This window comes from Haloferax profundi (assembly GCF_001469865.1).
Classification (GTDB): domain Archaea; phylum Halobacteriota; class Halobacteria; order Halobacteriales; family Haloferacaceae; genus Haloferax; species Haloferax profundi.
Window position 1 is genome coordinate 1 of the sequence record NZ_LOPV01000408.1, and the last position, 21,725, is coordinate 21,725.

The following is a 21,725-nucleotide window of genomic DNA, read 5'->3' on the forward strand; positions in this document are numbered from 1 at the left end:
TTCGTCGAGGATGAGGACGGCCGGGTCGCCGATGAGCGCTCGTCCGAGGCCGAGGAGACGGGTCATCCCGCCGGAGAGTGCTTCGACACGCCGGTTCCCCGCGTGAGCGAGGCCGACCTGGTCGAGAATCGTCGGAACGTCCACGTCGGCGTCGACGAACTGCGCGTAGAACTGGAGCGTATCGGCGGCAGTGAACCCAGGCCGGAATACCGGTTGCTGCGGTAGATACCCGACGCGAGCGTGTCCTTCGGTCCCGACCCGAACCGTCCCCTCGTCGGGTCCGCGGACGTTCGCCAGAAACCGGAGGAGCGTCGACTTGCCCGACCCGTTCGGGCCGACGAGCGCGACGAGTTCGCCGGATTCGACCGACAGTGACACGTCTTCGAGGACACGAATGTCGCCGAACGCGTGTGAGAGCCCCGTCGCGTCGATTGCTCGTTCGCTGTGTCTGTCGACCGGTTCTCCAGGCGTCTCTCGTACGTCGGTATCTCCTTCAGACATCTGCTCTCTCCGTGGCGTTCTGACTGGATGGCGACTCAGCGTGGGTCAGCGCATCCAACACGTCTGGTTGGACTGGTTCGGTCCGCGGTGCCGCATCGACCACGCCGGACCCGCGGAGGCCGGCGACTTCGTCGCGTGCACTGCGAAGCGCGTCCATGACGGGTGACCGTGAGAGGACGAGTGCCGCCGGGTGCCTGCCGAGTTCGGCGTCGACGGGGCCGGACGGTTGGAACGCCCGGTCGTACGCGCCGTCGCCGTCGGCGTCTTCCAGTGGCAGGTCACCCCAGTAGTTCCCTTCGCCCTCGCTGGTCCACGTCCGCATGGGGCCGAGGGCCGATTCGACTTGCACGTCGTTGTCGACGATGTCGTTGTGGACGACGACGTTCGTCGGGAACGTCGAACTCCCGCGGACGCCAATCTCGTTGCCGACGACGACGTTTCGCGTGTACACCTGCCGGTCTCCGCTCACGTCGATGCCGTACTCGTTGTCCGCGAAGACGTTGTCCGCGACGTAGGTGTCACTTCCAGCAGGGATGAACCCGAAATCGGAGTCGCGCACGTCGTTTCCAACCACGAGGTTGCCGACGGGACGAGTCATGATGATAATCCCGACTCGACTCTCGCGGACGACGTTGTCGGCGACGAGCATGTTCGAGGTGTACATCTCGTGGACGCCGTACCGGCCGTCTTCCATGCGGTTGTTCCTGACGACGCTCCCGTCCGCGCGGTGGGTGTAGATGCCGTCGCGGCCGTCGCGGAACGTCGAGTTCTCCACGACTGAGCGCTCGCCGATGAGGACGGCACCCATGAACCCTTCTGCGGCCGTTTCCGAACCTTGCACCGAGAGGTTCGCGAGGACGCTGTCGGCGCTCTCGCGGACGATGACACCGCTTGCGGGCGTGTCGATGTGGACGCCGCGAATCGCCGACTCGTTCGCGCCGTCGAGGACGATGCCGGCGTCGCCGCGTCCGTAGGCGAGTTGGACGCGCGTGTCCCAGTCGACGGACTCGTTAGTCGCCCGAATGCGACGGGTGCCAACGTCGCCGACGCCCGAGATGGACAGGTTCGAGACAGCGGCCCGGTCGGCGCGGATGTGGACGACCGTTCCGTTGCCGTCGCCGACGAGTCGCGTGTCTGGTCCCGCGCCGACGAGCGTAATCGAGCGATTGAGGTCGACCCTCTCGACCGAGTAGGTCCCAGCAGGGACGTAGACGGCGGTGTCTTCGGGCGCGGATTCGACTGCCGCCTCGATGGTCGGCGCGTCCTCGCCGACGACTGTCGAGACGGGCCGGTCGAAGAGTGAATCACTTGCAGCGACGGTCTGTGTCGCCCAGTCGTGGTGGTCGGCCACGGACGCATCGAACGCGGCGAGCCGCGTGGAGAGCGGACTCCCCGACCGGTCTCTGAGCGTCTGCCAATCGACGACGTCCCCGCCGTACTCGTCGGCGAACGACTGGGCGGCGTCGGCGTCGGAGAACGGGACCACGATAGGGCCGGAGGGAACGCGCACACCGGAGTCGACCACGAACGACGCCTCCGACGCGTCGACCCATCCGGGGTGGCGGTTGTACTGCGTTCTGAGGTATCCGTCGTCGTCGACGAGTGGCGTCACCCGTGCGTAGTCAGAGACGAACACGGCGAGTGGGTCGCCGAACTGCCGGGTGCTCTCCGGCGTGGACACGTCTGCGGCCGCCGTCTGTACGTCGTAGTACCCGATGACGTACCGGTACCGCGAGAAGTGAACCTGTGCGACGGGGACTTCGAAGCCTTCGACTTCGGAGAGACGGGTGTCGACGGCGGTGCCGCCGGTCTTCACCGTGTCGTCGAAGGGGACAGGAGAGACGGACCCGGCGGCGGGAACGACGAACGAGACGCTTGCGAGAACGAGCACGAGGGCCGCGATACCGGCGACCCACTTCGTGACGGACGGGGTTACGAGCGCCATCGACCGTCAGCGCCCGGTGACCCCAGCACCGATGGTGGCCACGCGGCGTCGAGGCGCCGGCGAGTGGCCCGTGTCGTTCTCGAAGTTACACATGCACGGGCATAGGTCAGCGAGGAGTGATATGCACGATGGTCTGTCCGTCGAACGAGTGGGTCGCCGCTCGGTCGAACAGATGACCTACTGGGAATGACCCGAATCATTAATCATCGTCCATACTGATTTTGGAGCATGTACGACGACGAGGACTTGGCGTCTATTCGTGAGGCGCGCGACCAGTGGGAGTCGGAGACTCGCGACCCCTTCCTCGAGAAGGGTGGCGAGCGAAAAGACCGGTTCGCCACCGTCTCGAACCACGAAGTCGACGACCTCTACACGCCAGCGGACGTTGCCGACCTCGATTACGAAGACGACCTTGGATTCCCGGGCGAGGCACCGTACACGCGCGGGGTGTACCCAACGATGTACCGTGGCCGGACGTGGACGATGCGCCAGTTCGCCGGGTTCGGAACCGCACAGGAGACGAACGAGCGCTTCCACTACCTCATCGAGAACGGGCAGACCGGGCTTTCGACGGCCTTCGACATGCCGTCGCTCATGGGAAAGGACTCCGACGACCCGCTTTCTGACGGCGAAGTCGGGAAAGAGGGTGTGGCCGTGGACACGCTCCGCGACATGGAGATTCTCTTCGACGGCATCGACATCGGTGAGGTCACCACGTCGTTCACCATCAACCCGTCTGCCCCCGTCGTCTTCGCGATGTACGTCGCACTCGCCGACAACCGGGGGGTGTCCCGCGACCAGATTGGTGGCACCTTCCAGAACGACATGCTAAAGGAGTTCATCGCACAGAAAGAGTGGGTCATCCCGCCGGAACCCTCGCTCAAACTCGTCACCGACACTGTCGAATTCGCCGCCCAAGAGACACCGCGCATCCGCCCCATCTCGGTGTCTGGCTACCACATCCGTGAAGCGGGGTCGACGGCGATTCAGGAACTCGCCTTCACCCTCGCCGACGGGTTCGCCTACGTCGAAGACGCCATCGACCGTGGCCTCGACGTCGACGAGTTCGCCCCGCAACTTTCGTTCTTCTTCAACTCGCACAACTCCATCTTCGAGGAGGTGGCGAAGTTCCGCGCTGCCCGCCGTATCTACCACCACGTCATGTCCGAGTGGTACGACGCCGAAGCCGAGTCGTCGAAGCAACTGAAGTTCCACACGCAGACTGCCGGCCAGTCGCTGACGGCCCAACAACCGCTCAACAACATCGTCCGCGTCACGATTCAGGCACTCGCCGGGGTTCTCGGCGGGACCCAGTCGCTCCACACGAACAGCTTCGACGAAGCGCTGGCGCTCCCCTCCGAAGAGGCGGTCACCGTCGCACTCCGTACCCAGCAAATCATCGCCGAAGAGTCCGGTGCGGCCGACGTCATCGACCCACTCGGTGGGAGTTTCATGATAGAGAAACTCACCGACGAAATCGAAACCGAGGCGATGGCCTACATCGAGGAGATTCGCGAGATGGGCGACGGGTCTGTCCGCGACGGCGTCCTCGCCGGCATCGACGAAGGCTACTACCACAAGGAGATTGGCGAAGCGTCCTACGAGTACCAGTCGCGCGTCGAAGACGGCGAAGAAATCGTCGTCGGCGTCAACAAGTACGCCACCGACGACGACACGCGCCCAGACCTCCTGCACGTCGAAGACGAGGTACAGGACCGTCAACTCGAACGTCTCGCCGACGTCAAGGACGAACGCGACGACGAGGCAGTCGAAGCGGCCCTCGACGAACTGCGCGAGACGGTCCAGAACGGAGAGAACGTCATGCCAGTCCTCGTCGACGCCGTCAAAGCGTACGTCACGATGGGTGAAATCATGGACGTGTTCGCCGAGGAGTGGGGCACCTACCGAGAGACCATCGGCGTGATGTGAGGCCGAGTGGGTGACGAGTGTCTGTCGCCCGCATCGGACTGTATCGCACTGCCTGAGTGACACTGTCTTTTCGCTGTTCGCTGCTGTTGGCCTGCGTTCGAACGTGGCACCACGTCGACAGCAACGCCCTCGCGCCGACGGGACTCAATACCTGTTCTGGGCCACACGTCAGCGCGCAAAATTCACCCGATGGCTTGGACTTTCTGGGGGCCGAAATCGACAGTCCCCGCCCCTACACTACATAGATTTATCATGGATGATTCTATTGGTTAGCATGTACTATGGTAGACGGTGACGGAGACGGTGAACTCGAGGCACGGCTGGTAGAACAGGAGGAGTTCGAACCCTCCGAGGAGTTCGTCGCACAGGCGAACGTCTCTGACCCGGCCGTCTACGAGGAGTTCGAAGAGAACTGGCCGGCGTGCTGGGAACAGGCCGCCGAGATGCTGGACTGGGACGACGACTACGACGAGGTGCTCGACGATTCGAACCCACCGTTCTACAAGTGGTTCACCGGTGGGAAACTGAACGTCTCGTACAACTGTGTCGACCGCCACGTCGAAAACGGCGACAAGAACCGCGTCGCCATCAAGTGGGAGGGTGAGCACGGAGACACACGAACGTACACGTATCAGGACCTGTATCGAGAGGTCAACGAGTTTGCTGCGGCGCTTCGGGACCTCGGCGTCGAAGAAGACGACGTCGTCACGCTCTACATGCCGATGGTTCCAGAACTCCCCATCGCCATGCTGGCGTGTGCCCGTATCGGCGCCCCACACTCGGTCGTCTTCGCAGGGTTCTCCGCAGATGCACTCGCGACGCGCATGAACTCGGCAGACTCCCGATACCTCGTCACGTGCGACGGGTACTACCGCCGCGGCGACGCCCTCGACCACCTCGACAAGGCGAACGAAGGCCTCGACGGTGTCGACCACGGTGTCGACGCCACGGTGGTCGTCGACCGACTGGGCGACGACGGGTTTGGACACGACCTGAAGGGCAACCAGCACGACTGGGACGACCTGATGGACGACCACGCGGGCGAGCGTGTCGACCCCGTCCAGCGTGACGCCGAAGACATGCTCTTTTTGATGTACACGTCGGGCACGACGGGACAACCGAAGGGCGTCAAACACACCACCGGTGGCTACCTCGCGTACGCGGCGTGGACCTCACACGCGGTCCTCGACATCGAGAAGGAAGACACCTACTGGTGCTCGGCAGACATCGGGTGGATTACCGGTCACTCGTACATCGTCTACGGTCCGTTGGCACTCGGAACCACCACGGTGATGTACGAAGGGACGCCGGACTTCCCGCGGCGTGACCGCCTGTGGGACATCATCGAGAAGTACTCGGTGGACATCTTCTACACGGCACCGACGGCGATTCGCGCGTTCATGAAGTGGGGAAGTCGGTTCCCCGAGGAACACGACCTGTCGAGTCTGCGTTTGCTCGGAACGGTCGGCGAACCCATCAACCCGCGCGCGTGGAAGTGGTACTACCAACACATCGGCGACGAGGAGTGCCCCGTGGTCGACACGTGGTGGCAGACCGAGACGGGCGGCATGATGATTACGACACTCCCGGGCATCAAGAAGATGAAACCGGGGTCCGCCGGACCACCGCTGCCGGGTATCGACGCGCAAATCGTCGACACGAAAGGCGAACAGGTCGACGCAGGCCGAGCGGGCTACCTCACGGTCAACAAACCGTGGCCGGGGATGCTCCGCACACTCTACAAGAACGACGAGCGTTTCGTCCAGGAGTACTGGCAAGAGTACTCTGACACCGACAGCGACGACCCGGACGACTGGGTGTACTTCCCCGAAGACGGCGCGAAGATAGACGCAGACGACTACATCACCATCCTCGGCCGTGTCGACGACGTCATCAACGTCTCGGGCCACCGCCTCGGCACGATGGAGATAGAATCCGCTATCGTCGGTGTTCCCGGCGTCGCCGAAGCGGCAGTCGTCGGTGGTGACCACGAAGTGAAAGGCGAGGCAGTCTACGCTTACGTCATCACCGAAGAGGGGCAGGAAGAAGACGACGAGATGCGCGGCCGCATCGTCGAGGGCGTCGAAGACGCCATCGGTCCCATCGCACGACCCGAAGCGGTCATCTTCACGCCCGAACTCCCGAAGACGCGGTCCGGGAAAATCATGCGCCGCCTGCTCGAAGAGATTGCGAACGGCGACGAACTCGGCGACACGACGACGCTTCGGAACCCCGAAATCGTCGACGAGATTCAGCGGAAGGTCCAGGTCGACTAACGTCGCTGCCGAGTCAGGTCTCGTTTTTGTTTACCCACGCTGCGAGTGACGACTCGTCGCGGAAGTACATCCGTTCGCGCACCCCATCTCGTTCGAGGACGACGAGCAGGTGTTTCTCCGAGAGTTTGAGTCGTTCGCCACTGTACGCACACGGTTCGATTCGTTCTTCACCTGGTCGCCACAGTCGATGGGGGACGACACGGACGATGGTCTCGTCCCGTCCGTCGGGCGACTGGCCGGTGTAATCCGAGAGTGCCATACGACCGTTACGCGCCGGACAACCAAGTTATTTTCTTGTATATATTAGGTAGAAATATAATCTCTAGTTGGCTGATTCGAGTGGTACTGGACACTACAGTGACAACAGTTCACAACACCGAGTAGCGTGTCACCACCCCGCACATTTATCTCTAACGTTAGTGAAGGACAGCGTGTATGGATAAACCACTCCTGGTGACCGAGTTCCTCGACCGTGCACGCCGGTACTACGGGGACGAGGAAGCGGTCGTCGCGACGACAGGTGAACGGTTCTCCTACGCGGAACTCGGCGAACGGGTCGATGGGTTCAGTGCCGCGTTGCAGTCGCGTGGCATCGAGAAGGGTGACCGCGTCGCCGTCCTCGACCCGAACACGCACTATCACCTCGAAGCGGCCTACGGGACGATGCAACTCGGTGGTGTCCACATGCCACTGAACTACCGACTCGTCCCGGCGGACTTCGAGTACATGCTCAACGACGCCGAGGTGAAAGCTATCTACGCGGACTACGCGTTCGCAGAGAAGATAGAGGAGATACGGGACGACATCCCGACAGAGATTTTCGTCACCAACGACCCCGACCAGGTCGACGGCGATTGGTTGGACTTCGACGACATCGTCGCCGAGTCTACCGAGTACGAGCGACCCGAGATGGCCGAAGACGAGATTATCACCATCAACTACACCTCGGGGACGACGGGTGACCCGAAGGGGGTCTGTCGGACACACAGGGCCGAGACGATTCACGCCTACCTCATCTCGATGCATCAGGACATCTCGGACGGCGACGTCTACCTGTGGACGCTCCCGATGTTCCACGTCAACGGGTGGGGGCACATCTACGCCATCACCGGCCACGGCGCGAAGCACGTCTGTACCCGCGGTGTCGAGGCTGAGGCCGTGTTGGACGCCATCCGCACAGAGAACGTCTCGTACCTGTGCGCCGCGCCGACGGTACTGAACATCCTGATGAAACACTACCGCGACGAGGGTGGCGTCGAGACCACAGGGGCGAACCCGGTTCGCGCGGCGACGGCGGGTGCAGCACCGCCGCAAGCGACGATTCGAACCGTCGAAGACGAGTTCGGGTGGCACCTCATGCACGTCTACGGCGCGACGGAGACGGGGCCACTCATCACCACGTCGGACACAGAGCGATTCTTAGAGGGCGACGGTGACCGATTCGCCGTCAAGAAGAAACAGGGAATCGGCTACCTCGGCACCGACGTACGCGTCGTCGACGAAGACGGGAACGACGTTCCCCGGGACGAACAGACCATCGGTGAAATCGTCGTCGCGGGCAACCAGGTGATGGACAAGTACTGGAACAAGCCTGACGAGACCGAAGAGGCGTTTTCGGCCCGACTAGAGGGCTACTACCACATGGGCGACCTCGCCGTCGTCGACGAAAACGGGTTCATCAGCATCCAGGACCGCAAGAAGGACATCATCATCTCCGGCGGCGAGAACATCTCCAGCATCGAACTGGAGGACACACTGTTCGACCACGAACACGTGGCCGACGTGGCGGTCATCCCGATTCCATCCGACGAGTGGGGTGAGTCGCCGAAGGCGTTCGTCGTCCCGACCAGCGGCGACCCGGACGCGGCAGGTGTGACCGAGTCAGACCTCATCGAGTTCTGTCGAGAGCGGATTGCGACGTACAAACTTCCCAAAGAAATCGAGTTCGTCGCCGAACTGCCGAAGACGGCGACTGGGAAGATTCAGAAGTACGAACTGCGCGAACGCGAGTGGGAAGACGAAGGGCGGATGGTCGGAGAAGGATAGTCCACTGGCCGCGGGACGGTACGGGTGGCAGTGAATCTTTGCCCGTCCTCTGGTCTCTCGTGACGATGCCGGAGTGGAACGCGAGGGCGTGGGATGGGGACGAGGGGTCACCGACTGAAGGGTGCTATTTGCAGTTACACCCGTACAGACCCAGTTTCGATGGGTCGTTGTTGAACATGTCGAGCGTGTTCTTGATTGGTTCGCCGTCGACTTTTTCACCGTCGATTGTGACGTGCCATCTCTTTTGCTTGTCTGGATAGTTGGACGCTTCCATCCAATCCTCTGCGAGTCGTTTCACCGCGCGCATGTTCATGTCCTCGCCGGCAAATGGTCCATACTCGATTGGGTCATCGACGCATGGGTCAGGGTCGTTCCGGTTTTGGAAGTTTAGCTTGGTTGCAACGAGGTGCTTCGCCATGATTTTGGCCTTGTCACCTTTCGCTGGCTTCAGAAGGGTCTCTGGCGTCAAGCCGTACGTGTCGCCAACCGTGTCCCATGCTTTCTCGTCGCCGTGGTTCGCCCAGTACCCGGGCGTTCGTGGGCACTCCCACGCAGCAGCACTCCCGGAGACTGCTGGGATGCCGAGTCCGACACCGAGTGCCGACATGGCACCGAGTCTCAGAACTGAGCGGCGTGAGGTCGAAAATGTATCTTTCGTCATGTCTATCAGCCACACCTGTGGCGAGTGAAGAGACAGCACTCGTGAGATTAGTTATACGTCGGAGACTCACGTTCAGAGGAATTTTATGAATATAGTATATTCTGAAAAATCGAGTTGAATCAGTAAAATTTTGGACGACATATCACGTTTATAGACAGTCTTCGAACAGTGAACAACGCTCGTTCTCGAGAGGTATCGAGACGGCTCGAGCTTCGATTTGTGGTGAACCCCATCGGTTCGAAACTAGTCACGTCGTGAACTGCGAACGGTGTTGGCACCTCGGACAAACGACGATATCTGTCCGCTCAGTGACTCTACGTCTGCCAACTCGGGTGCTCCAGTCTCGGTAGGAGCTCACTTCTGCTTCTGCTTTCGGCCCCTATGACAAGTATCCAAGGTATGATAATAAATACTATATTAATATTATGCGTTTGATTGGAGGATAACTAATACGAATTAAAGGGTATATATACATAACTATTATTAACCATCTATCGGTCGTTTGGGCTATGGCACGGGATACCAAGCCACTCAATCGACGAGATGTGCTGAAGGCAACTGGCGCAGCAGGGCTAGCTGGGCTGGCTGGTTGTACTGGCGGTGGCGGCGGCGGTGATGGTGACGGAGGCAACGGCGGCGGCGGCGGTGGCGGCGGCGACGGCGAGGACTACCCCGCTCTCGGGAACTACCCAATCGAAGGCGACACGGCGACGTTTGGATTCAACGTTCCACAGTCCGGTCCGTACGCATCAGAGGGTGAAGACGAACTGCGAGCGTACGAACTCGCGGTGAAGCACCTGAACGAAGGCGGTGGCTGGGTCGACACGCAGTTCGACGACCTCTCCGGCGACGGCGTCCTCGGATACACGATCGACAGCGTCGACGGCGACACCGCGACGGACGCAGACCAGGCACGACAATCTGCGTCGGGGATGATTCAGCGTGACAACGCAATCATGATCTCCGGCGGGTCGTCCTCTGCTGTCGCAATCGCCGTGCAGGGGCTGTGTCAGAACGAGAAGGTCATGTTCATGGCCTGTCTGACGCACTCCAACGACACGACCGGGAAGGACTGCGTCCGCTACTCCTTCCGTGAGATGTTCAACGCGTACATGACTGGGCAGGCGCTCGCGCCTGTCGTGAGAGACGCCTACGGTGAGGGCCTGAGCTTCTACCAGCTCTACGCAGACTACAGCTGGGGACAGACCCAACAGGCGTCGATGAATCAGTTCATGACCGACGTCGCGGGCTGGGAACAGGTCGAATCTGTCGCGACGCCGCTCGGGACGACGGACTACTCCACGTACCTCTCCGAGGCACAGAGCTCCGGTGCTGACGTGCTCATCCTCAACCACTACGGTCTCGACGGTGCGAACTCCATCCAACAGGCCGTCGACGCGGGTATCAACGAGGACATGGAGATCATCGTCCCGCTGTACAACCGTCCGATGGCAGAAGCGGCTGGCGGCGCTATCGAAGGCGTCTACGGGACGCTCGCGTGGGACTCGCAGATCGACAACGCACCGTCACAAGAGTTCACGGAAGCGTTCCAGAGCGAGTACGACCGCATTCCATCCGGTCCGGCTCAGGTCGCCTACGCGCAGACGCTCCAGTACGCCGCGGCAGTCGAGCGTGCAGGCACGTTCTACCCGCCGGAGGTCATCAAGCAACTGGAAGACTACGAGTACGACAACATCGGGATGGGCGCAGAGACGATGCGCGGGTGTGACCACCAGGCGCAACGCGACGTGCCCGTCGTGAAAGGGCTCCCAGGCTCCGAACAGGAGTCCGGGCTGTACTACGAGATTGTCAACATCACGAGTCGCGACGACCTCGGATACGCATGTGACGCAGGTCCGGCCGCCGAGTGTGAACTCGGTTCCTACGAGTAACGCCACCTGCCACCACCGTTATATTAATGAAAGTTAATCGCAGACAACCACGCACACGTAAATGAGTAAGAGTAACATACCCATGCTAGAACCTAACTCGAACCACGGACGGGGTGGTGATCGATTATGAGTGTCCTCTCCGACATCGTCGTCATTCTACTCAACGGGCTTCAGCAGGGAGCCATCTACGTCTTGTTGGCGGTCGGTCTCTCCATCATCTTGGGGACGCTCAAGTTCGTCAACTTCGCCCACGGTGCCCTGTACCTCATCGGCACGTACGCTGGGCTCTTCGTCGCGTTGAACGTCCCACTGTCGAACGGGAAACTGTACGAGTGGGGTCTGACGACCCTCGGTCTCGAGTGGGGATTCTTCGCCGCGTTGGTGATGGTCCCGCTTCTGGTATTCGTCGTCGGTCTGTTGATGGAGCGATTCGTCGCTCGACCGTTCTACGACCGGCCCGACACCGACCAGATTCTCGTGACGTTCGGTCTCGCAATCGTCGTTCAAGAACTATTCCGCATCCTCTTCGGCAGTAACAGTCTCCCGTTCGACCAGCCAGAACGAATCCTCTCGTTCGGGTCGTTCGCTGGGATTCCTGTCTCCGGGCCCGTGGCACTCCCCATCGTTGGGAACTTCCCGCAATGGCGTCTCTGGGTCATCGGAATCACGGCCGTCCTCGTCGCACTCGTCTACCTGCTCGTCGAGTACACCGACTTCGGTCTGGTCGTCCGCGCAGGGACCCGTGACGCAGAGATGGTCCGACTGCTCGGCATCAAGATCACCCGCCCCTACATCGTCGTCTTCGGCATCGGTGCCGCACTCGCCGGTGTCGCGGGCGTCGTCGGCGGTCCGCTGAACGTCGTCAACCCGACCATCGGGACGAACATCCTCGTTCCGGCGTTCCTCACTGTCGTCATCGGCGGCGTCGGCAGTATCGCCGGCGCAGTCGTCGGTGGCATCGTCTTCGGTCTCACGACGGCCGCACTCGTGTCACTCGCACCTGCGTGGTCGCAAGTCGGTCTGTACGCGATTGCGGCAATCGTGCTCCTGACTCGGCCACAGGGTCTCCTCGGTGACGAGGAGGTGGCACCATGAGCGAGAAAGACGCCAACCCGAGCGCAAAAGACGCCAACCCGACTGCAAACGAGTCGCTCGTCGGTGGCGACCTGTTGAGTCGCTGGGAACAACTCCGTGGCAGAGAAGGCACGGTGGTCGGTCTCACGGCCATCTTCGTCGCACTCTTCCCGTGGCTCTTCGCTCGTGCCCCCGTCATCTCGGACTTCTTGCAGGGCTACCAGAGCCTCGCCACGCTCATCCTCATCTGGGGTATCTTCGCCATCGGCTTCGACCTGCTCCTCGGGTACACCGGTCTGCTCTCGTTCGGCCACGCTGCCTTCTGGGGCGGTGCGGCCTACGCAGCAGGTATCGTCGCGAAGAACGTCAGTGGAGACCCAATCGTGATGGTCCTCTCGGGGACGCTCTTCGCAATCCTCTTCGCGTGGGTGCTCGGATTCCTGTCGCTGCGTCGCGGTGGAATCTACTTCTCCATCCTGACGCTCGCGTTCGCACAGATGATGTACTTCATGGCGGCCTCGCCGCTCGCGTTCCTCACCAACGGTGAAAACGGCCTGACTGGCGTCGACGTCGGGAGCCTCTTCGGGGTGCTTCACCTCGAAGCAGACATCCCGTCTGTCGGTGGGATGCTCCTCGGCACGTGGCTCTACGCCTTCGTCGGCATCTTCTTCGTCGCCGCAGTCGCAGTCGCGTACCGTATCCTCAACTCGCCGTACGGCATGGTGTTCCGCGCAATCCGCGAGAACGAACAGCGCGCCGAGTTCGTCGGACTCAACGTCTGGCGGTACAAGCTCATGGCGTTCATCATCTCCGGTGCCTTCGCGGGCATCGCTGGTAGCCTGTTCACCATCCACGGTGCGTACGTCCCGCTCCAGTCGCTGTTCTGGACGGAATCCGGAGACATCGTCGTGATGACCGTCCTCGGTGGCGCAGGGTCGATGTTCGGTCCTGTCCTCGGGGTCGGACTGTACCTCTACATCGAGAACATCGTCAGCACCATCCAGGTCCTGACGATTCCGTTCACCGACATCGTGCTCATCCAAGACTTCGGGTACTACTGGCACCTGCTCCTCGGTATCGTGTTCGTCGCAGTCGTCTGGGTCGTCCCCGACGGCCTGTGGGGAATCATTGGACGTGTCCGCACGTTCGTCTCCGAGAAAGTGGGAGGTGAGCAATGACGCCACTCCTCGAAACTGAGAACCTCGTCAAAGAGTTCGGCGGCCTCGTCGCCACCGACGACGTGAACCTCACCGTCGAAGAAGACGAGCGCGTCTCTATCATCGGCCCGAACGGGGCCGGGAAGTCCACGCTCATCAACCTCATCACGCGCCGACTCGACCCGACGAGCGGTGACATCCGGTTCAAAGGCGAGTCTATCGTCAACCTCGAACCGCACGAAGTGGTCCAACGCGGTGTCTCGAAGTCGTTCCAGACCGCGTCTATCTTCCCCGACCTGACGGTCCGGGAGAACGCAGAGATTGCGGCACTCGCCGCCGAGCGCGGTGCGTTCGGATTCGAGTTCCTGAAACATCGAGACTCACTCACCGACGTTCACGACGTCGCCCGCAACACACTCGACTCGGTCGGGTTGCTCGACCGTGCGAACACTGTCGCGACCGACCTTCCGTACGGTGACAAACGCCGTCTGGAGATTGGCATCGCACTCGCTAGTGAACCCGACTTGCTCCTCATGGACGAACCGACTGCCGGCATGTCTCCCGAAGAGACGAAGTCGACGGTCGAACTCATCGAGCAAGTCAAGCGTGACCACGGCCTCACGTTCGTCCTCGTCGAACACGACATGGAAATCGTCTTCAGCATCTCTGACCGCATCGTCGTCCTCAGTCGCGGTGGCATCATCGCCGAAGGGACTCCCGACGAGATTCGGGGGAACGAGGACGTCCAAGAAGCCTACCTCGGAGGTGTCGAGATATGAGCCTGCTCGAAATCGACGCCATCGACGCCTACTACGGCGAGAGCCACATCATTCGAGACCTCTCGATGAACGTCGAGGAAGGAGAAATCTGTGCGCTTCTCGGGCGTAACGGGGCGGGCAAGACCACGACGCTCCGGTGTATCTCCGGTGCGACCCCGCCAGACGTTCGAGATGGACACATCCACTACAAGGGTGAGGATATCACCGGCGTCCCCGCAGAAGACGTGTCGGTGAAGGGTATCTCGCTCGTTCCCGAAGAGCGCCGTATCTTCCCGAACCTCTCGGTGGCGGAGAACCTCCACCTCGCAGAGGTCGTCAACAACAAGTCCAACACGTGGGGGCGGTCGCTCTCGTTCGGTCACAAGGGCATGTCGACCGAAGAGGTGTACGAGCAGTTCCCCCGACTGGACGAACGGAAAGACCAGCGGGCAGGAACGCTCTCTGGTGGCGAACAGCAGATGCTCGCCATCGCACGCGCTCTCAAGCAGAACACGGACCTGCTGCTCCTCGACGAACCCTACGAGGGACTCGCACCCAAGATTATCGAGGACGTCGAAGACGCAGTCGAACGCATCAGCGACGCCGGGACGACCATCCTCCTCGTCGAACAGAACGCCGCCGCAGCCATCAAACTGGCCGACCGTGCGTACGTCATCGACCAGGGAGGCATCGTCTTCGACGGCACTGCGGACGAACTCCGTGACGACAAAGAGACCCGCGAACGATACCTCGGTGTCTAACGATGGCAGCAACACCCGCTACCCCCGAAACCGCCCTCGACACGCTCGTCGCCGCCGGTGCAGTCGACGAAGCACCTGACGGAACGCTCACGACGAGCGACGAGTTCGAAAAGACGCTCGCTATCTACCACGACATCTACGGTGCCGTCTCAAAAGAGGAGTTCCACGACACCGTCGTCGAACTGTTCGGCCTCGACCCGGAGAACGTCGAAGCCCAACTCGACGAACACGACGTGGGCAGAGAAGACGTCGTCGCGTACCTCGCGGCACAGTCGTTCCTCGACGTCCCGGTCGGACAAGACTTGCTCGTCGTGATGGCCGGTCTCCTCGTCGAAATCTCGCCCTCGTCGCCGGTTCCAGCGGAACTCACCGAACTCGACGACGACTCGTACGAGTCGTTCCTCGACGAGAACCCGGACGCCGTCGTCACCGTGTGGCGGCGGAACTGCGCGCCGTGTGACGCCATGAAAGAGGACCTCGATGCAATCTTCGACACCGTCCCGGAGGGCGTCGCCATCGCAGGCGTCGATGGAGAAGCAGTCGGTGACTTCTGTCGGGCGTTCGACGTCGACGCGGCGCCGTCGCTCCTGTGGTTCCGTGACGGCGACCTGAAAGAACACGAATCTGGTCGACAGTCGCCCGACGCGATATCGGACGTCTTCGACCGAGTCTACTAGTTTTACGAGCGCTTCGTCGTACCCGTCACCATGACGGGGCGATTGGAGTTCAGAATCACCGTCTGCGTGACGCTCCCGAAGAGTGCCTTCCCGGCAGGCGAGCGCTTCCGACCCGCGGTGACGATGAGGTCTGCGTCTTCTTCCTCGGCGAACTCGATGATGACCTCTGCCGGGTCTCCCGACGACTCGTTGACGTCGTAGTCGATGCCGTGGTCTTCGAGGAACTCGCTGGCCTCGCGCACCGAGTGAATCTGCGTCGCGGACGCACCACTCGGGTTGTCTGTGAAACTGTGGATGAGTGTGACTTCCTTCTCGGAGGCCTCGCCCGGGAGGTTCGCCACTTCTTCGACACACGCGAGTGCGTGGTCTGCATCGTCGTCGATACCGATTACCACGTGATACATACTATCACGTCCCGCGGGCTGGTCTTAGTATTTGTGTCGAACGTTCGTTGATTTTTGCCTACTGACCCCTCGCCGCATCGTCGTCGATACCGGCCGAGACGAAGACGACGAGCAGGAGTGGGATGCCGAGAACGAGTGCGAGCGTCAACGCACCGTACGCCGCGAATCCGAGCGGTGTCGCCGGGAACGGAATCAAGAACAGAAACCGCGGTTGCGAGAGTCCCGAGACGAACGTCCCCGTGAGGAATCCTGCAACGCCTGCGACGGCGACGAGAGCGGCGTACAACCCGAGGACGAAGCGTTGACCGCGGACGTTCGAACTCACGACTGACCGTCTGGGTCGCACGCGGTTAGCAGTTTTCGTTCCGCTCGGCCGCACCGACGAACCTTTAGCCGAACAGTCGCAACTGCTCAGTATGTCGGATACGGACATTCTCGGAATCATCCTCGGGGCCGTTGCGATACTGATGTTCGTGGTAGGTATCCTCCTCGTCATCTGAACTGCACTGTCCGTTGGAACAATCGCCACTACGGCGAGCGGCGTTTCTCAGTCGACGACAGCGATGAGTGAGGCTCACCCTCGGAATGACACGGGCGACTGTTCACCTTCGGAGTGACACGAGCGACTGCTCACTCTCGACGCGACTGACGAAGAGGGCGTCCGCTCTCGAATGCAGCGGTCGAAAAAGGAAGTTCGTGTTCGTGGTTACTCGTCCGAGGCGACGTCAGTCTCGTCGACTGGTTCGCCGCCGTCGGACGAGACATCCGACGAGGATTGCGAATCGTCGATTCGCTCACCGCCGTCAGTAGCGAGTTCGGCCTCTTCTTCACCGCCGTCCGCGACGGCAGTCTGCAGTTTGCGGTCGAACCAGTGCCACTCGGACGTGAGCAGGTCGTCGTCGGCGAGGTCCCACGGGTCGCCGTCTTCGACTTTTGGCCCTTCGAGCCACGACTGGACGAAGTTCCAGACGAAGATAATCTGGCCGGCGAGCAGGATGAGCGCACCGACCGTCGCAATCTGGTGGAGCGTCGCGAACTGCGGCAGGTACGTCGCGTAGCGACGAGGCATGCCGCCGTAGCCGAGAAGCACCATGACGAAGAACGTCAGGTTGGTACCGACCATCGACAGCCAGAAGTGCCACTTACCGAGCGTGACCTGGTACATCCGGCCGGTGTAGAGAGGGAACCAGTAGTAGATGCCTGCGAACCCGGCGAAGGCGATGGCACCCATGACGATGTAGTGGAAGTGACCGACGACGTAGTAGGTGTCGTGGAGCACGAGGTCCACCGGAATCGACGCGAGGAAGACGCCCGTCACGCCGCCGATGATGAAGTTCGACACGAAGCCGATACAGAAGAGCATCGGCGTCGTGAGGCGAATCTTCCCGTTCCACATCGTCGTAATCCAGTTGAACGTCTTGACTGCACTCGGAATCGCGATAGCGAGCGAGACGGCCATGAACGAGGCGCGGAGACGGGGGTCGATACCCGTCGCGAACATGTGGTGCGCCCAGACACCGAACGAGAGCACGCCAATCGCGAGCGTGGAGTAGACGACGAACTTGAACCCGAAGAGGCGACGGCCCGCGAAGCGGGGGAGCACGAGGCTCACGATACCCATCGGGGGGAGCACGAGAATGTAGACTTCGGGGTGGCCGAAGAACCAAAACAGGTGCTGCCAGAGAATCGCACCGCCGTCGACGGCGAAGAACATCGTCCCGAAGTTCCGGTCGAGCAGCAGCATGAGGATGGCGCTGCCGAGGAGCGGGAACGCGAACAGGATGAGACCCGACTGGGTGAGAATCGTCCACGAGAAGATGTCGAGGTTCGCCCACGTGACCTTCTCGTTACGTTCGGTGAAGATGGTCGCGATGAAGTTGATGGCACCCATGGTGGCCGAGACACCAGAGAGGTGCAGGCCGAGGAGCATCAGGTCGACACCCGCGTTCATCTGGTTTCCGGACCCGGCGCCCGCCGAGAGCGGGGTGTACATCGTCCACGCCGTCTGCGCAGGGATGACGTCCGGGATAGGGAAGAACCCGGCCCAGATGAGCAGCGCAGCGGGTGGCAGCAGCCAAAACGCAATCGCGTTGATACGCGGGAATGCCATGTCGTCCGCGCCGATGAGGAGCGGAATGAAGTAGTTCGAGAACGCCGCGATGATTGGCGTCCCGAACAGGAAGAGCATGGTAATCCCGTGGCTGGTGAGCAACGAGTTGTAGAACGTGTTCGAAATCAGTGTACTCGCAGGGTCAGCGAGTTCGAGGCGCATCACGACGACCATCAGTCCACCCACGGCGAAGGCAATGAGCCCATATGCACCGTAGAGAATCCCGATGTCCTTGTGGTCGACAGTCGTCAACCAGCGAATAACCCCGGACGGCTTTTCCTCCGAGACGTACTGCTCTGTGCTTCCGACGGCCCCACCGCCCGCGAGCGGGGTGTACGACCGCCAATCTTCGACCCGCGCGAGCCACGCGGCGACGGCGATGAGGAAGATTCCCATCAACACCGTCAGTGCTAGCTGTCCGTTAACCTCCATGGAAGTGCGTGAGGAGTGCAGGGTAATGAAAGATTCGGGAACGCCCTGCGATTCGGGGGGTTTTAAGCGGTTCCTTCGGCCGCTTCGACTGCGTCACCGTCGCCCGATTCGTCGAGTTCCGCTTCGGCTTCGGCGTGTTCTTCGTGAAGCGGTTTCACACCGGGAACCGTCGCCTGCCCCGGCGGGTACACGACGTCAGTCTTTTCGGACCCGGCGATGGCCTTCCCCGAGAGGTACGTGAGGGCCGCCAACAGGACGAACGCCGCAACCATGATACTGAACTGGAGCCCCGAGGTGAGCGTGTCGACGCCGAAGGGGTTGAAGACAGCGAAGCCCACCACGAAGAACAGGATGATGACCAACGGAACCATGTTGACCGTCAGGTCGAGGATGGTCTCCTTGTCGAAGGTCTTGCTTGCCATATCGAGACACTCGGGGACGCCGTTCAAATAGATTGTTGGTTTCTCGTTGGGGACGGATGTGGGACGGTCTGTGCTGGGCAAACAGCACTACTGCCGTGGCGTCCTGCGACCACAGTGTCGCGTGTCAGTCGCTCAAATCGCCTGCCGCTGGTCGCGGACGAACAGTTCGAAGACGACGCCACCGACGAGGAGCAACACGCCAGCGACGATAACCGCGTATCCACGCGTGACGAGGTTGACGTCGGTGAACGCGAGGACACCACCGAACACGAACAAGATGCCCGCGAGAACGGCGAGCGACCACATCGTAGATTTCACGTAACCCGACTCGCGAAGCATCCCGGCGACGCTCCCGGTGAACAGGAGTAACCCGCCGACTGCGAGGGGAAACAGGTCGAACAGGAGGCCAAGTTCAGAGATAGGGATTCCGAGCGCGACGAACACCGGCCATGGACTGGCCGTGCGGTACTGGTCGGAGAGTCCCGGCGCTTCGTCCATACCCGCCAGTTAGACTGTGTGGTAACAAGCCCTTCGGAACGACCGTTAGGGAAGCGAGATTCCTTGCCGCGCCAGATAGTCGCCCACCTTCCGAATCTCGACCGGACTCCCGATGATTCGACACGTCTCGGGCGTGTTCTCGTGAATCGAGACGACGAATTCTGCTTCGATTTCCTCTCGCACGTCGTCTAACAGGTCGTACGGAAGTACGATTTGGGTGCTGTCGCGGAGCGTCCCAGGACTCGGCATCTGTCAGTATCGATTGGGTCGGATTCGCCGAGCATAATCGTGACGAAGTTCTTCGCTCGCGTACACGCGTAGAAACCACTGGTTGTCTTCCCTTCGACACTGTCTGACCGCGAACTATCCGCAAATCACAGGACGTGTGTGTCGTCACCGTGCGTTCACAGTCGTCGACGGCCGGGCCGAATCTTCGAGTCCGAAGGAAAGGGTTTTTCGACGGACGCGGCGGAAGTTTGGACAATGGGACTGGAGGAGGAGATCGAAGATATCCGCGAGGAGATATCTAATACGCCGTACAACAAGTCGACCGAGGGTCACATCGGCCGACTGAAGGCGAAACTCGCGGAACTGAAAGAGAAACTCGAGAACCAGAGTTCGGCCGGTGGCGGGCAAGGGTACGCCGTCGAGAAGACGGGCGACGCGACTGTCGCACTGGTCGGGTTCCCCAGCGTCGGGAAGTCGACGCTCATCAACGCCCTCACCAACGCGGACAGCGAGACGGGCGAGTACGAGTTCACGACGCTCAACGTCAACCCGGGGATGTTGAAGTACAAAGGTGCGAACATCCAGATTCTCGACGTTCCCGGCCTCATCGAAGGCGCTGCGGGTGGTCGCGGTGGCGGAAAAGAAGTCCTCTCCGTCGTCCGGACTGCCGACCTCGTCGTCTTCATGCTCTCGGTGTTCGAGATAGAACGGTACGAGCGACTCCAAACAGAACTCTACAACAACAAGATTCGGTTGGACACGTCACCACCGAACCTCTCTATCACGAAGAAAGGGAAAGGCGGCATCAACGTCACCAAGAGCGACAGCGTCGAACTCGAGGAGGAGACGATAAAGGGAATCCTCCGCGAACACGGGTTCGTCAACGCCGAAGTGACGCTCCGCGGTGAGACCTCCATCGACGAACTCATCGACGGCATCATGAAGAACCGCGTCTACCTGCCGTCTATCGTCGCCGTCAACAAGGCCGACCTCATCGACAAAGACTACCTCCCGACAGTCGAGGAGGACCTCCGTGAAGTCGGCCTCGACCCCGAGGAAGTGACGTTCATCAGCGCCGAGGCGGAGAAAGGACTCGACGCACTCAAAGAAGAGATGTGGGACGCACTCGGTCTCATCCGCATTTACATGGACAAACCCGGCCGTGGTGTCGACTACGAGGAACCACTCATCCTCCGCGAGGGCGACACCATCGACGACGCCATCCACGAACTCGGTGCGAAACTCGACGAACGATTCCGGTTCGCTCGCGTCTCCGGGCCGAGTGCAAAGCACGACGAACAACAAGTCGGCCGCGACCACGAACTGAAAGACGAAGACGTCCTCCGCATCATCGCACAGCGGTGACGGCCGACGAACAGGGGGGAACCGACACCGGCGAACAGGAGCGACCCGGCACCGACGAACAGAACCGTTCCGACTCCTCCGGCCCTGTTCGGCGTCGTTCGAGACTGCTCTTCGTCCTCGCAGTCGGCGTCGTCCCGTGGTCGGTCCAGACGTTCTCCTCCGGTTCGGCGACGTTGCTCTTCTCGTGGGGACTCGTCACGCCTTCGACGGTCAGTCTCACGACCATCACCGACTTCTTGTTCCGATTCACGATGGGCCTCCCCGACTACATCCTGTTGTGGCCCCTCGGCGTGGTCTTCTACCTCGTCGCTCTCGCGAGCGTACTCTCTGGAGTGCTCTTCGGGCGAGAGGATACCCGACTCACTGCCGCGAGTCTCGTCCTCGCGGGCGTAACACAATTCGAACTCGCGCGTGGTTTTTCAGTCCAACCCGACCGGACGGCGTGGCCCGTCGGAACGGTTCTCCTGTGGGCCGTCGCGGGCTATCTCTACTGGTCACACCGGGCAGAAACAGACCGCTGAGACGACCCGGGCAGAAACAGACCACTGAGACACTCACAACGTCCCACAACGTCGACAGGTGTCGTACA

Annotated in this window: 21 protein-coding genes; 11 read left to right on the forward strand and 10 right to left on the reverse strand. The window is 61.2% G+C overall.

Annotated elements, in window-relative coordinates; all coding sequences use genetic code 11:
* Both AUR66_RS13955 and AUR66_RS13960 read right to left on the reverse strand, forming a co-directional pair.
* Positions 1 to 501: ATP-binding cassette domain-containing protein (locus tag AUR66_RS13955; RefSeq protein ID WP_157533138.1), on the reverse strand; the 501-nt coding region annotated here is incomplete at its 3' end.
* Entirely contained in the window at positions 494 to 2,446 is a 1,953-nt protein-coding gene (locus AUR66_RS13960; protein WP_058572900.1) for a NosD domain-containing protein, read from the reverse strand. The genes AUR66_RS13955 and AUR66_RS13960, both read right to left, overlap by 8 nt.
* A 228-nt stretch (positions 2,447 to 2,674) precedes the next feature.
* On the opposite strand from AUR66_RS13960, the gene AUR66_RS13965 reads away from it, so the two are divergent.
* Both AUR66_RS13965 and acs read left to right on the forward strand, forming a co-directional pair.
* Positions 2,675 to 4,375 carry an acyl-CoA mutase large subunit family protein gene (locus AUR66_RS13965; protein ID WP_058572901.1) on the forward strand — a complete coding sequence of 567 codons (1,701 nt, stop codon included), beginning with the start codon at positions 2,675 to 2,677 and terminating at the stop codon, positions 4,373 to 4,375.
* Between the two features lie 281 nt (positions 4,376 to 4,656).
* Positions 4,657 to 6,651, forward strand: a complete 1,995-nt coding sequence (gene acs / locus AUR66_RS13970) for an acetate--CoA ligase (RefSeq protein WP_058572902.1) — start codon at positions 4,657 to 4,659, stop codon at positions 6,649 to 6,651.
* Positions 6,652 to 6,664: 13 nt separating this feature from the next.
* On the opposite strand, the gene AUR66_RS13975 is transcribed toward acs, so the two are convergent.
* Positions 6,665 to 6,910: a hypothetical protein gene (locus AUR66_RS13975; protein WP_058572903.1), complete on the reverse strand. Its 246-nt coding sequence runs from the start codon at positions 6,908 to 6,910 to the stop codon at positions 6,665 to 6,667.
* A 176-nt stretch (positions 6,911 to 7,086) separates the two neighbouring features.
* Here AUR66_RS13975 and AUR66_RS13980 point away from each other — a divergent pair, with 176 nt between their 5' ends.
* Positions 7,087 to 8,697, forward strand: coding sequence for a long-chain-fatty-acid--CoA ligase (locus AUR66_RS13980; protein WP_058572904.1), 1,611 nt, complete (start codon positions 7,087 to 7,089; stop codon positions 8,695 to 8,697).
* 124 nt (positions 8,698 to 8,821) lie between these two features.
* Here AUR66_RS13980 and AUR66_RS13985 read toward each other — a convergent pair whose 3' ends face one another.
* Positions 8,822 to 9,304 carry a Tat pathway signal protein gene (locus AUR66_RS13985; RefSeq protein WP_231727902.1) on the reverse strand — a complete coding sequence of 161 codons (483 nt, stop codon included), beginning with the start codon at positions 9,302 to 9,304 and terminating at the stop codon, positions 8,822 to 8,824.
* Between the two features lie 563 nt (positions 9,305 to 9,867).
* Here AUR66_RS13985 and AUR66_RS13990 point away from each other — a divergent pair.
* The 6 genes from AUR66_RS13990 to AUR66_RS14015 all read left to right on the forward strand — a co-directional run bounded on the left by AUR66_RS13990 (position 9,868) and on the right by AUR66_RS14015 (position 15,677).
* Positions 9,868 to 11,250, forward strand: coding sequence for a substrate-binding protein (locus tag AUR66_RS13990; protein ID WP_082682219.1), 1,383 nt, complete (start codon positions 9,868 to 9,870; stop codon positions 11,248 to 11,250).
* 126 nt (positions 11,251 to 11,376) lie between these two features.
* Positions 11,377 to 12,345, forward strand: a complete 969-nt coding sequence (locus AUR66_RS13995; RefSeq protein WP_058572906.1) for a branched-chain amino acid ABC transporter permease — start codon at positions 11,377 to 11,379, stop codon at positions 12,343 to 12,345.
* Positions 12,342 to 13,502, forward strand: a complete 1,161-nt coding sequence (locus AUR66_RS14000; protein ID WP_058572907.1) for a branched-chain amino acid ABC transporter permease — start codon at positions 12,342 to 12,344, stop codon at positions 13,500 to 13,502. Before AUR66_RS13995 ends, AUR66_RS14000 begins: the two co-directional genes overlap by 4 nt.
* Positions 13,499 to 14,260 (forward strand): ABC transporter ATP-binding protein, encoded by a 762-nt coding sequence (locus tag AUR66_RS14005; RefSeq protein ID WP_058572908.1) that lies wholly within the window; start codon positions 13,499 to 13,501, stop codon positions 14,258 to 14,260. Before AUR66_RS14000 ends, AUR66_RS14005 begins: the two co-directional genes overlap by 4 nt.
* Positions 14,257 to 15,000: an ABC transporter ATP-binding protein gene (locus AUR66_RS14010; protein ID WP_058572909.1), complete on the forward strand. Its 744-nt coding sequence runs from the start codon at positions 14,257 to 14,259 to the stop codon at positions 14,998 to 15,000. The genes AUR66_RS14005 and AUR66_RS14010 overlap by 4 nt, the downstream gene beginning before the upstream one ends.
* A gap of 2 nt (positions 15,001 to 15,002) precedes the next feature.
* The gene (locus AUR66_RS14015; protein ID WP_058572910.1) at positions 15,003 to 15,677 is read left to right on the forward strand and encodes a thioredoxin family protein; all 675 of its coding nucleotides are present in this window, start codon (positions 15,003 to 15,005) and stop codon (positions 15,675 to 15,677) included.
* Between the two features lie 2 nt (positions 15,678 to 15,679).
* Here the strand turns inward: AUR66_RS14015 and AUR66_RS14020 are convergent, their stop codons facing one another.
* The 6 genes from AUR66_RS14020 to AUR66_RS14045 all read right to left on the reverse strand — a co-directional run bounded on the left by AUR66_RS14020 (position 15,680) and on the right by AUR66_RS14045 (position 19,792).
* The gene (locus tag AUR66_RS14020) at positions 15,680 to 16,081 is read right to left on the reverse strand and encodes a universal stress protein (protein ID WP_058572911.1); all 402 of its coding nucleotides are present in this window, start codon (positions 16,079 to 16,081) and stop codon (positions 15,680 to 15,682) included.
* Positions 16,082 to 16,139: 58 nt separating this feature from the next.
* Positions 16,140 to 16,406, reverse strand: coding sequence for a DUF7520 family protein (locus tag AUR66_RS14025; RefSeq protein ID WP_058572912.1), 267 nt, complete (start codon positions 16,404 to 16,406; stop codon positions 16,140 to 16,142).
* 381 nt (positions 16,407 to 16,787) lie between these two features.
* Entirely contained in the window at positions 16,788 to 18,587 is a 1,800-nt protein-coding gene (locus tag AUR66_RS14030) for a cytochrome c oxidase subunit I (protein WP_058572913.1), read from the reverse strand.
* Between the two features lie 98 nt (positions 18,588 to 18,685).
* The gene (locus AUR66_RS14035) at positions 18,686 to 19,045 is read right to left on the reverse strand and encodes a DUF6684 family protein (RefSeq protein ID WP_058572914.1); all 360 of its coding nucleotides are present in this window, start codon (positions 19,043 to 19,045) and stop codon (positions 18,686 to 18,688) included.
* A 132-nt stretch (positions 19,046 to 19,177) separates the two neighbouring features.
* A complete protein-coding gene (locus tag AUR66_RS14040; RefSeq protein ID WP_058572915.1) occupies positions 19,178 to 19,543 on the reverse strand; it encodes a DUF7541 family protein in 366 nt (121 codons plus the stop codon).
* Between the two features lie 45 nt (positions 19,544 to 19,588).
* Positions 19,589 to 19,792: a VNG_1110C family protein gene (locus AUR66_RS14045; RefSeq protein ID WP_058572916.1), complete on the reverse strand. Its 204-nt coding sequence runs from the start codon at positions 19,790 to 19,792 to the stop codon at positions 19,589 to 19,591.
* Between the two features lie 234 nt (positions 19,793 to 20,026).
* Here AUR66_RS14045 and AUR66_RS14050 point away from each other — a divergent pair, with 234 nt between their 5' ends.
* Together AUR66_RS14050 and AUR66_RS14055 are read left to right on the forward strand one after the other, a co-directional pair.
* Complete coding sequence (locus AUR66_RS14050) at positions 20,027 to 21,136, forward strand: OBG GTPase family GTP-binding protein (protein WP_058572917.1); 1,110 nt, start codon at positions 20,027 to 20,029, stop codon at positions 21,134 to 21,136.
* A complete protein-coding gene (locus AUR66_RS14055; protein ID WP_082682220.1) occupies positions 21,133 to 21,657 on the forward strand; it encodes a TIGR04206 family protein in 525 nt (174 codons plus the stop codon). The genes AUR66_RS14050 and AUR66_RS14055 overlap by 4 nt, the downstream gene beginning before the upstream one ends.
* The last annotated feature ends 68 nt before the right edge of the window (positions 21,658 to 21,725 follow it).

Coding starts and splice junctions, on each gene's coding strand:
- AUR66_RS13960 (WP_058572900.1), bottom strand. CDS start 2,446: ATGGCGCTCGTAACCCCGTCCGTCACGAAGTGGGTCGCCGGTATCGCG.
- AUR66_RS13965 (WP_058572901.1), top strand. CDS start 2,675: ATGTACGACGACGAGGACTTGGCGTCTATTCGTGAGGCGCGCGACCAG.
- acs (WP_058572902.1), top strand. CDS start 4,657: ATGGTAGACGGTGACGGAGACGGTGAACTCGAGGCACGGCTGGTAGAA.
- AUR66_RS13975 (WP_058572903.1), bottom strand. CDS start 6,910: ATGGCACTCTCGGATTACACCGGCCAGTCGCCCGACGGACGGGACGAG.
- AUR66_RS13980 (WP_058572904.1), top strand. CDS start 7,087: ATGGATAAACCACTCCTGGTGACCGAGTTCCTCGACCGTGCACGCCGG.
- AUR66_RS13985 (WP_231727902.1), bottom strand. CDS start 9,304: ATGTCGGCACTCGGTGTCGGACTCGGCATCCCAGCAGTCTCCGGGAGT.
- AUR66_RS13990 (WP_082682219.1), top strand. CDS start 9,868: ATGGCACGGGATACCAAGCCACTCAATCGACGAGATGTGCTGAAGGCA.
- AUR66_RS13995 (WP_058572906.1), top strand. CDS start 11,377: ATGAGTGTCCTCTCCGACATCGTCGTCATTCTACTCAACGGGCTTCAG.
- AUR66_RS14000 (WP_058572907.1), top strand. CDS start 12,342: ATGAGCGAGAAAGACGCCAACCCGAGCGCAAAAGACGCCAACCCGACT.
- AUR66_RS14005 (WP_058572908.1), top strand. CDS start 13,499: ATGACGCCACTCCTCGAAACTGAGAACCTCGTCAAAGAGTTCGGCGGC.
- AUR66_RS14010 (WP_058572909.1), top strand. CDS start 14,257: ATGAGCCTGCTCGAAATCGACGCCATCGACGCCTACTACGGCGAGAGC.
- AUR66_RS14015 (WP_058572910.1), top strand. CDS start 15,003: ATGGCAGCAACACCCGCTACCCCCGAAACCGCCCTCGACACGCTCGTC.
- AUR66_RS14020 (WP_058572911.1), bottom strand. CDS start 16,081: ATGTATCACGTGGTAATCGGTATCGACGACGATGCAGACCACGCACTC.
- AUR66_RS14030 (WP_058572913.1), bottom strand. CDS start 18,587: ATGGGAATCTTCCTCATCGCCGTCGCCGCGTGGCTCGCGCGGGTCGAA.
- AUR66_RS14035 (WP_058572914.1), bottom strand. CDS start 19,045: ATGGCAAGCAAGACCTTCGACAAGGAGACCATCCTCGACCTGACGGTC.
- AUR66_RS14040 (WP_058572915.1), bottom strand. CDS start 19,543: ATGGACGAAGCGCCGGGACTCTCCGACCAGTACCGCACGGCCAGTCCA.
- AUR66_RS14045 (WP_058572916.1), bottom strand. CDS start 19,792: ATGCCGAGTCCTGGGACGCTCCGCGACAGCACCCAAATCGTACTTCCG.
- AUR66_RS14050 (WP_058572917.1), top strand. CDS start 20,027: ATGGGACTGGAGGAGGAGATCGAAGATATCCGCGAGGAGATATCTAAT.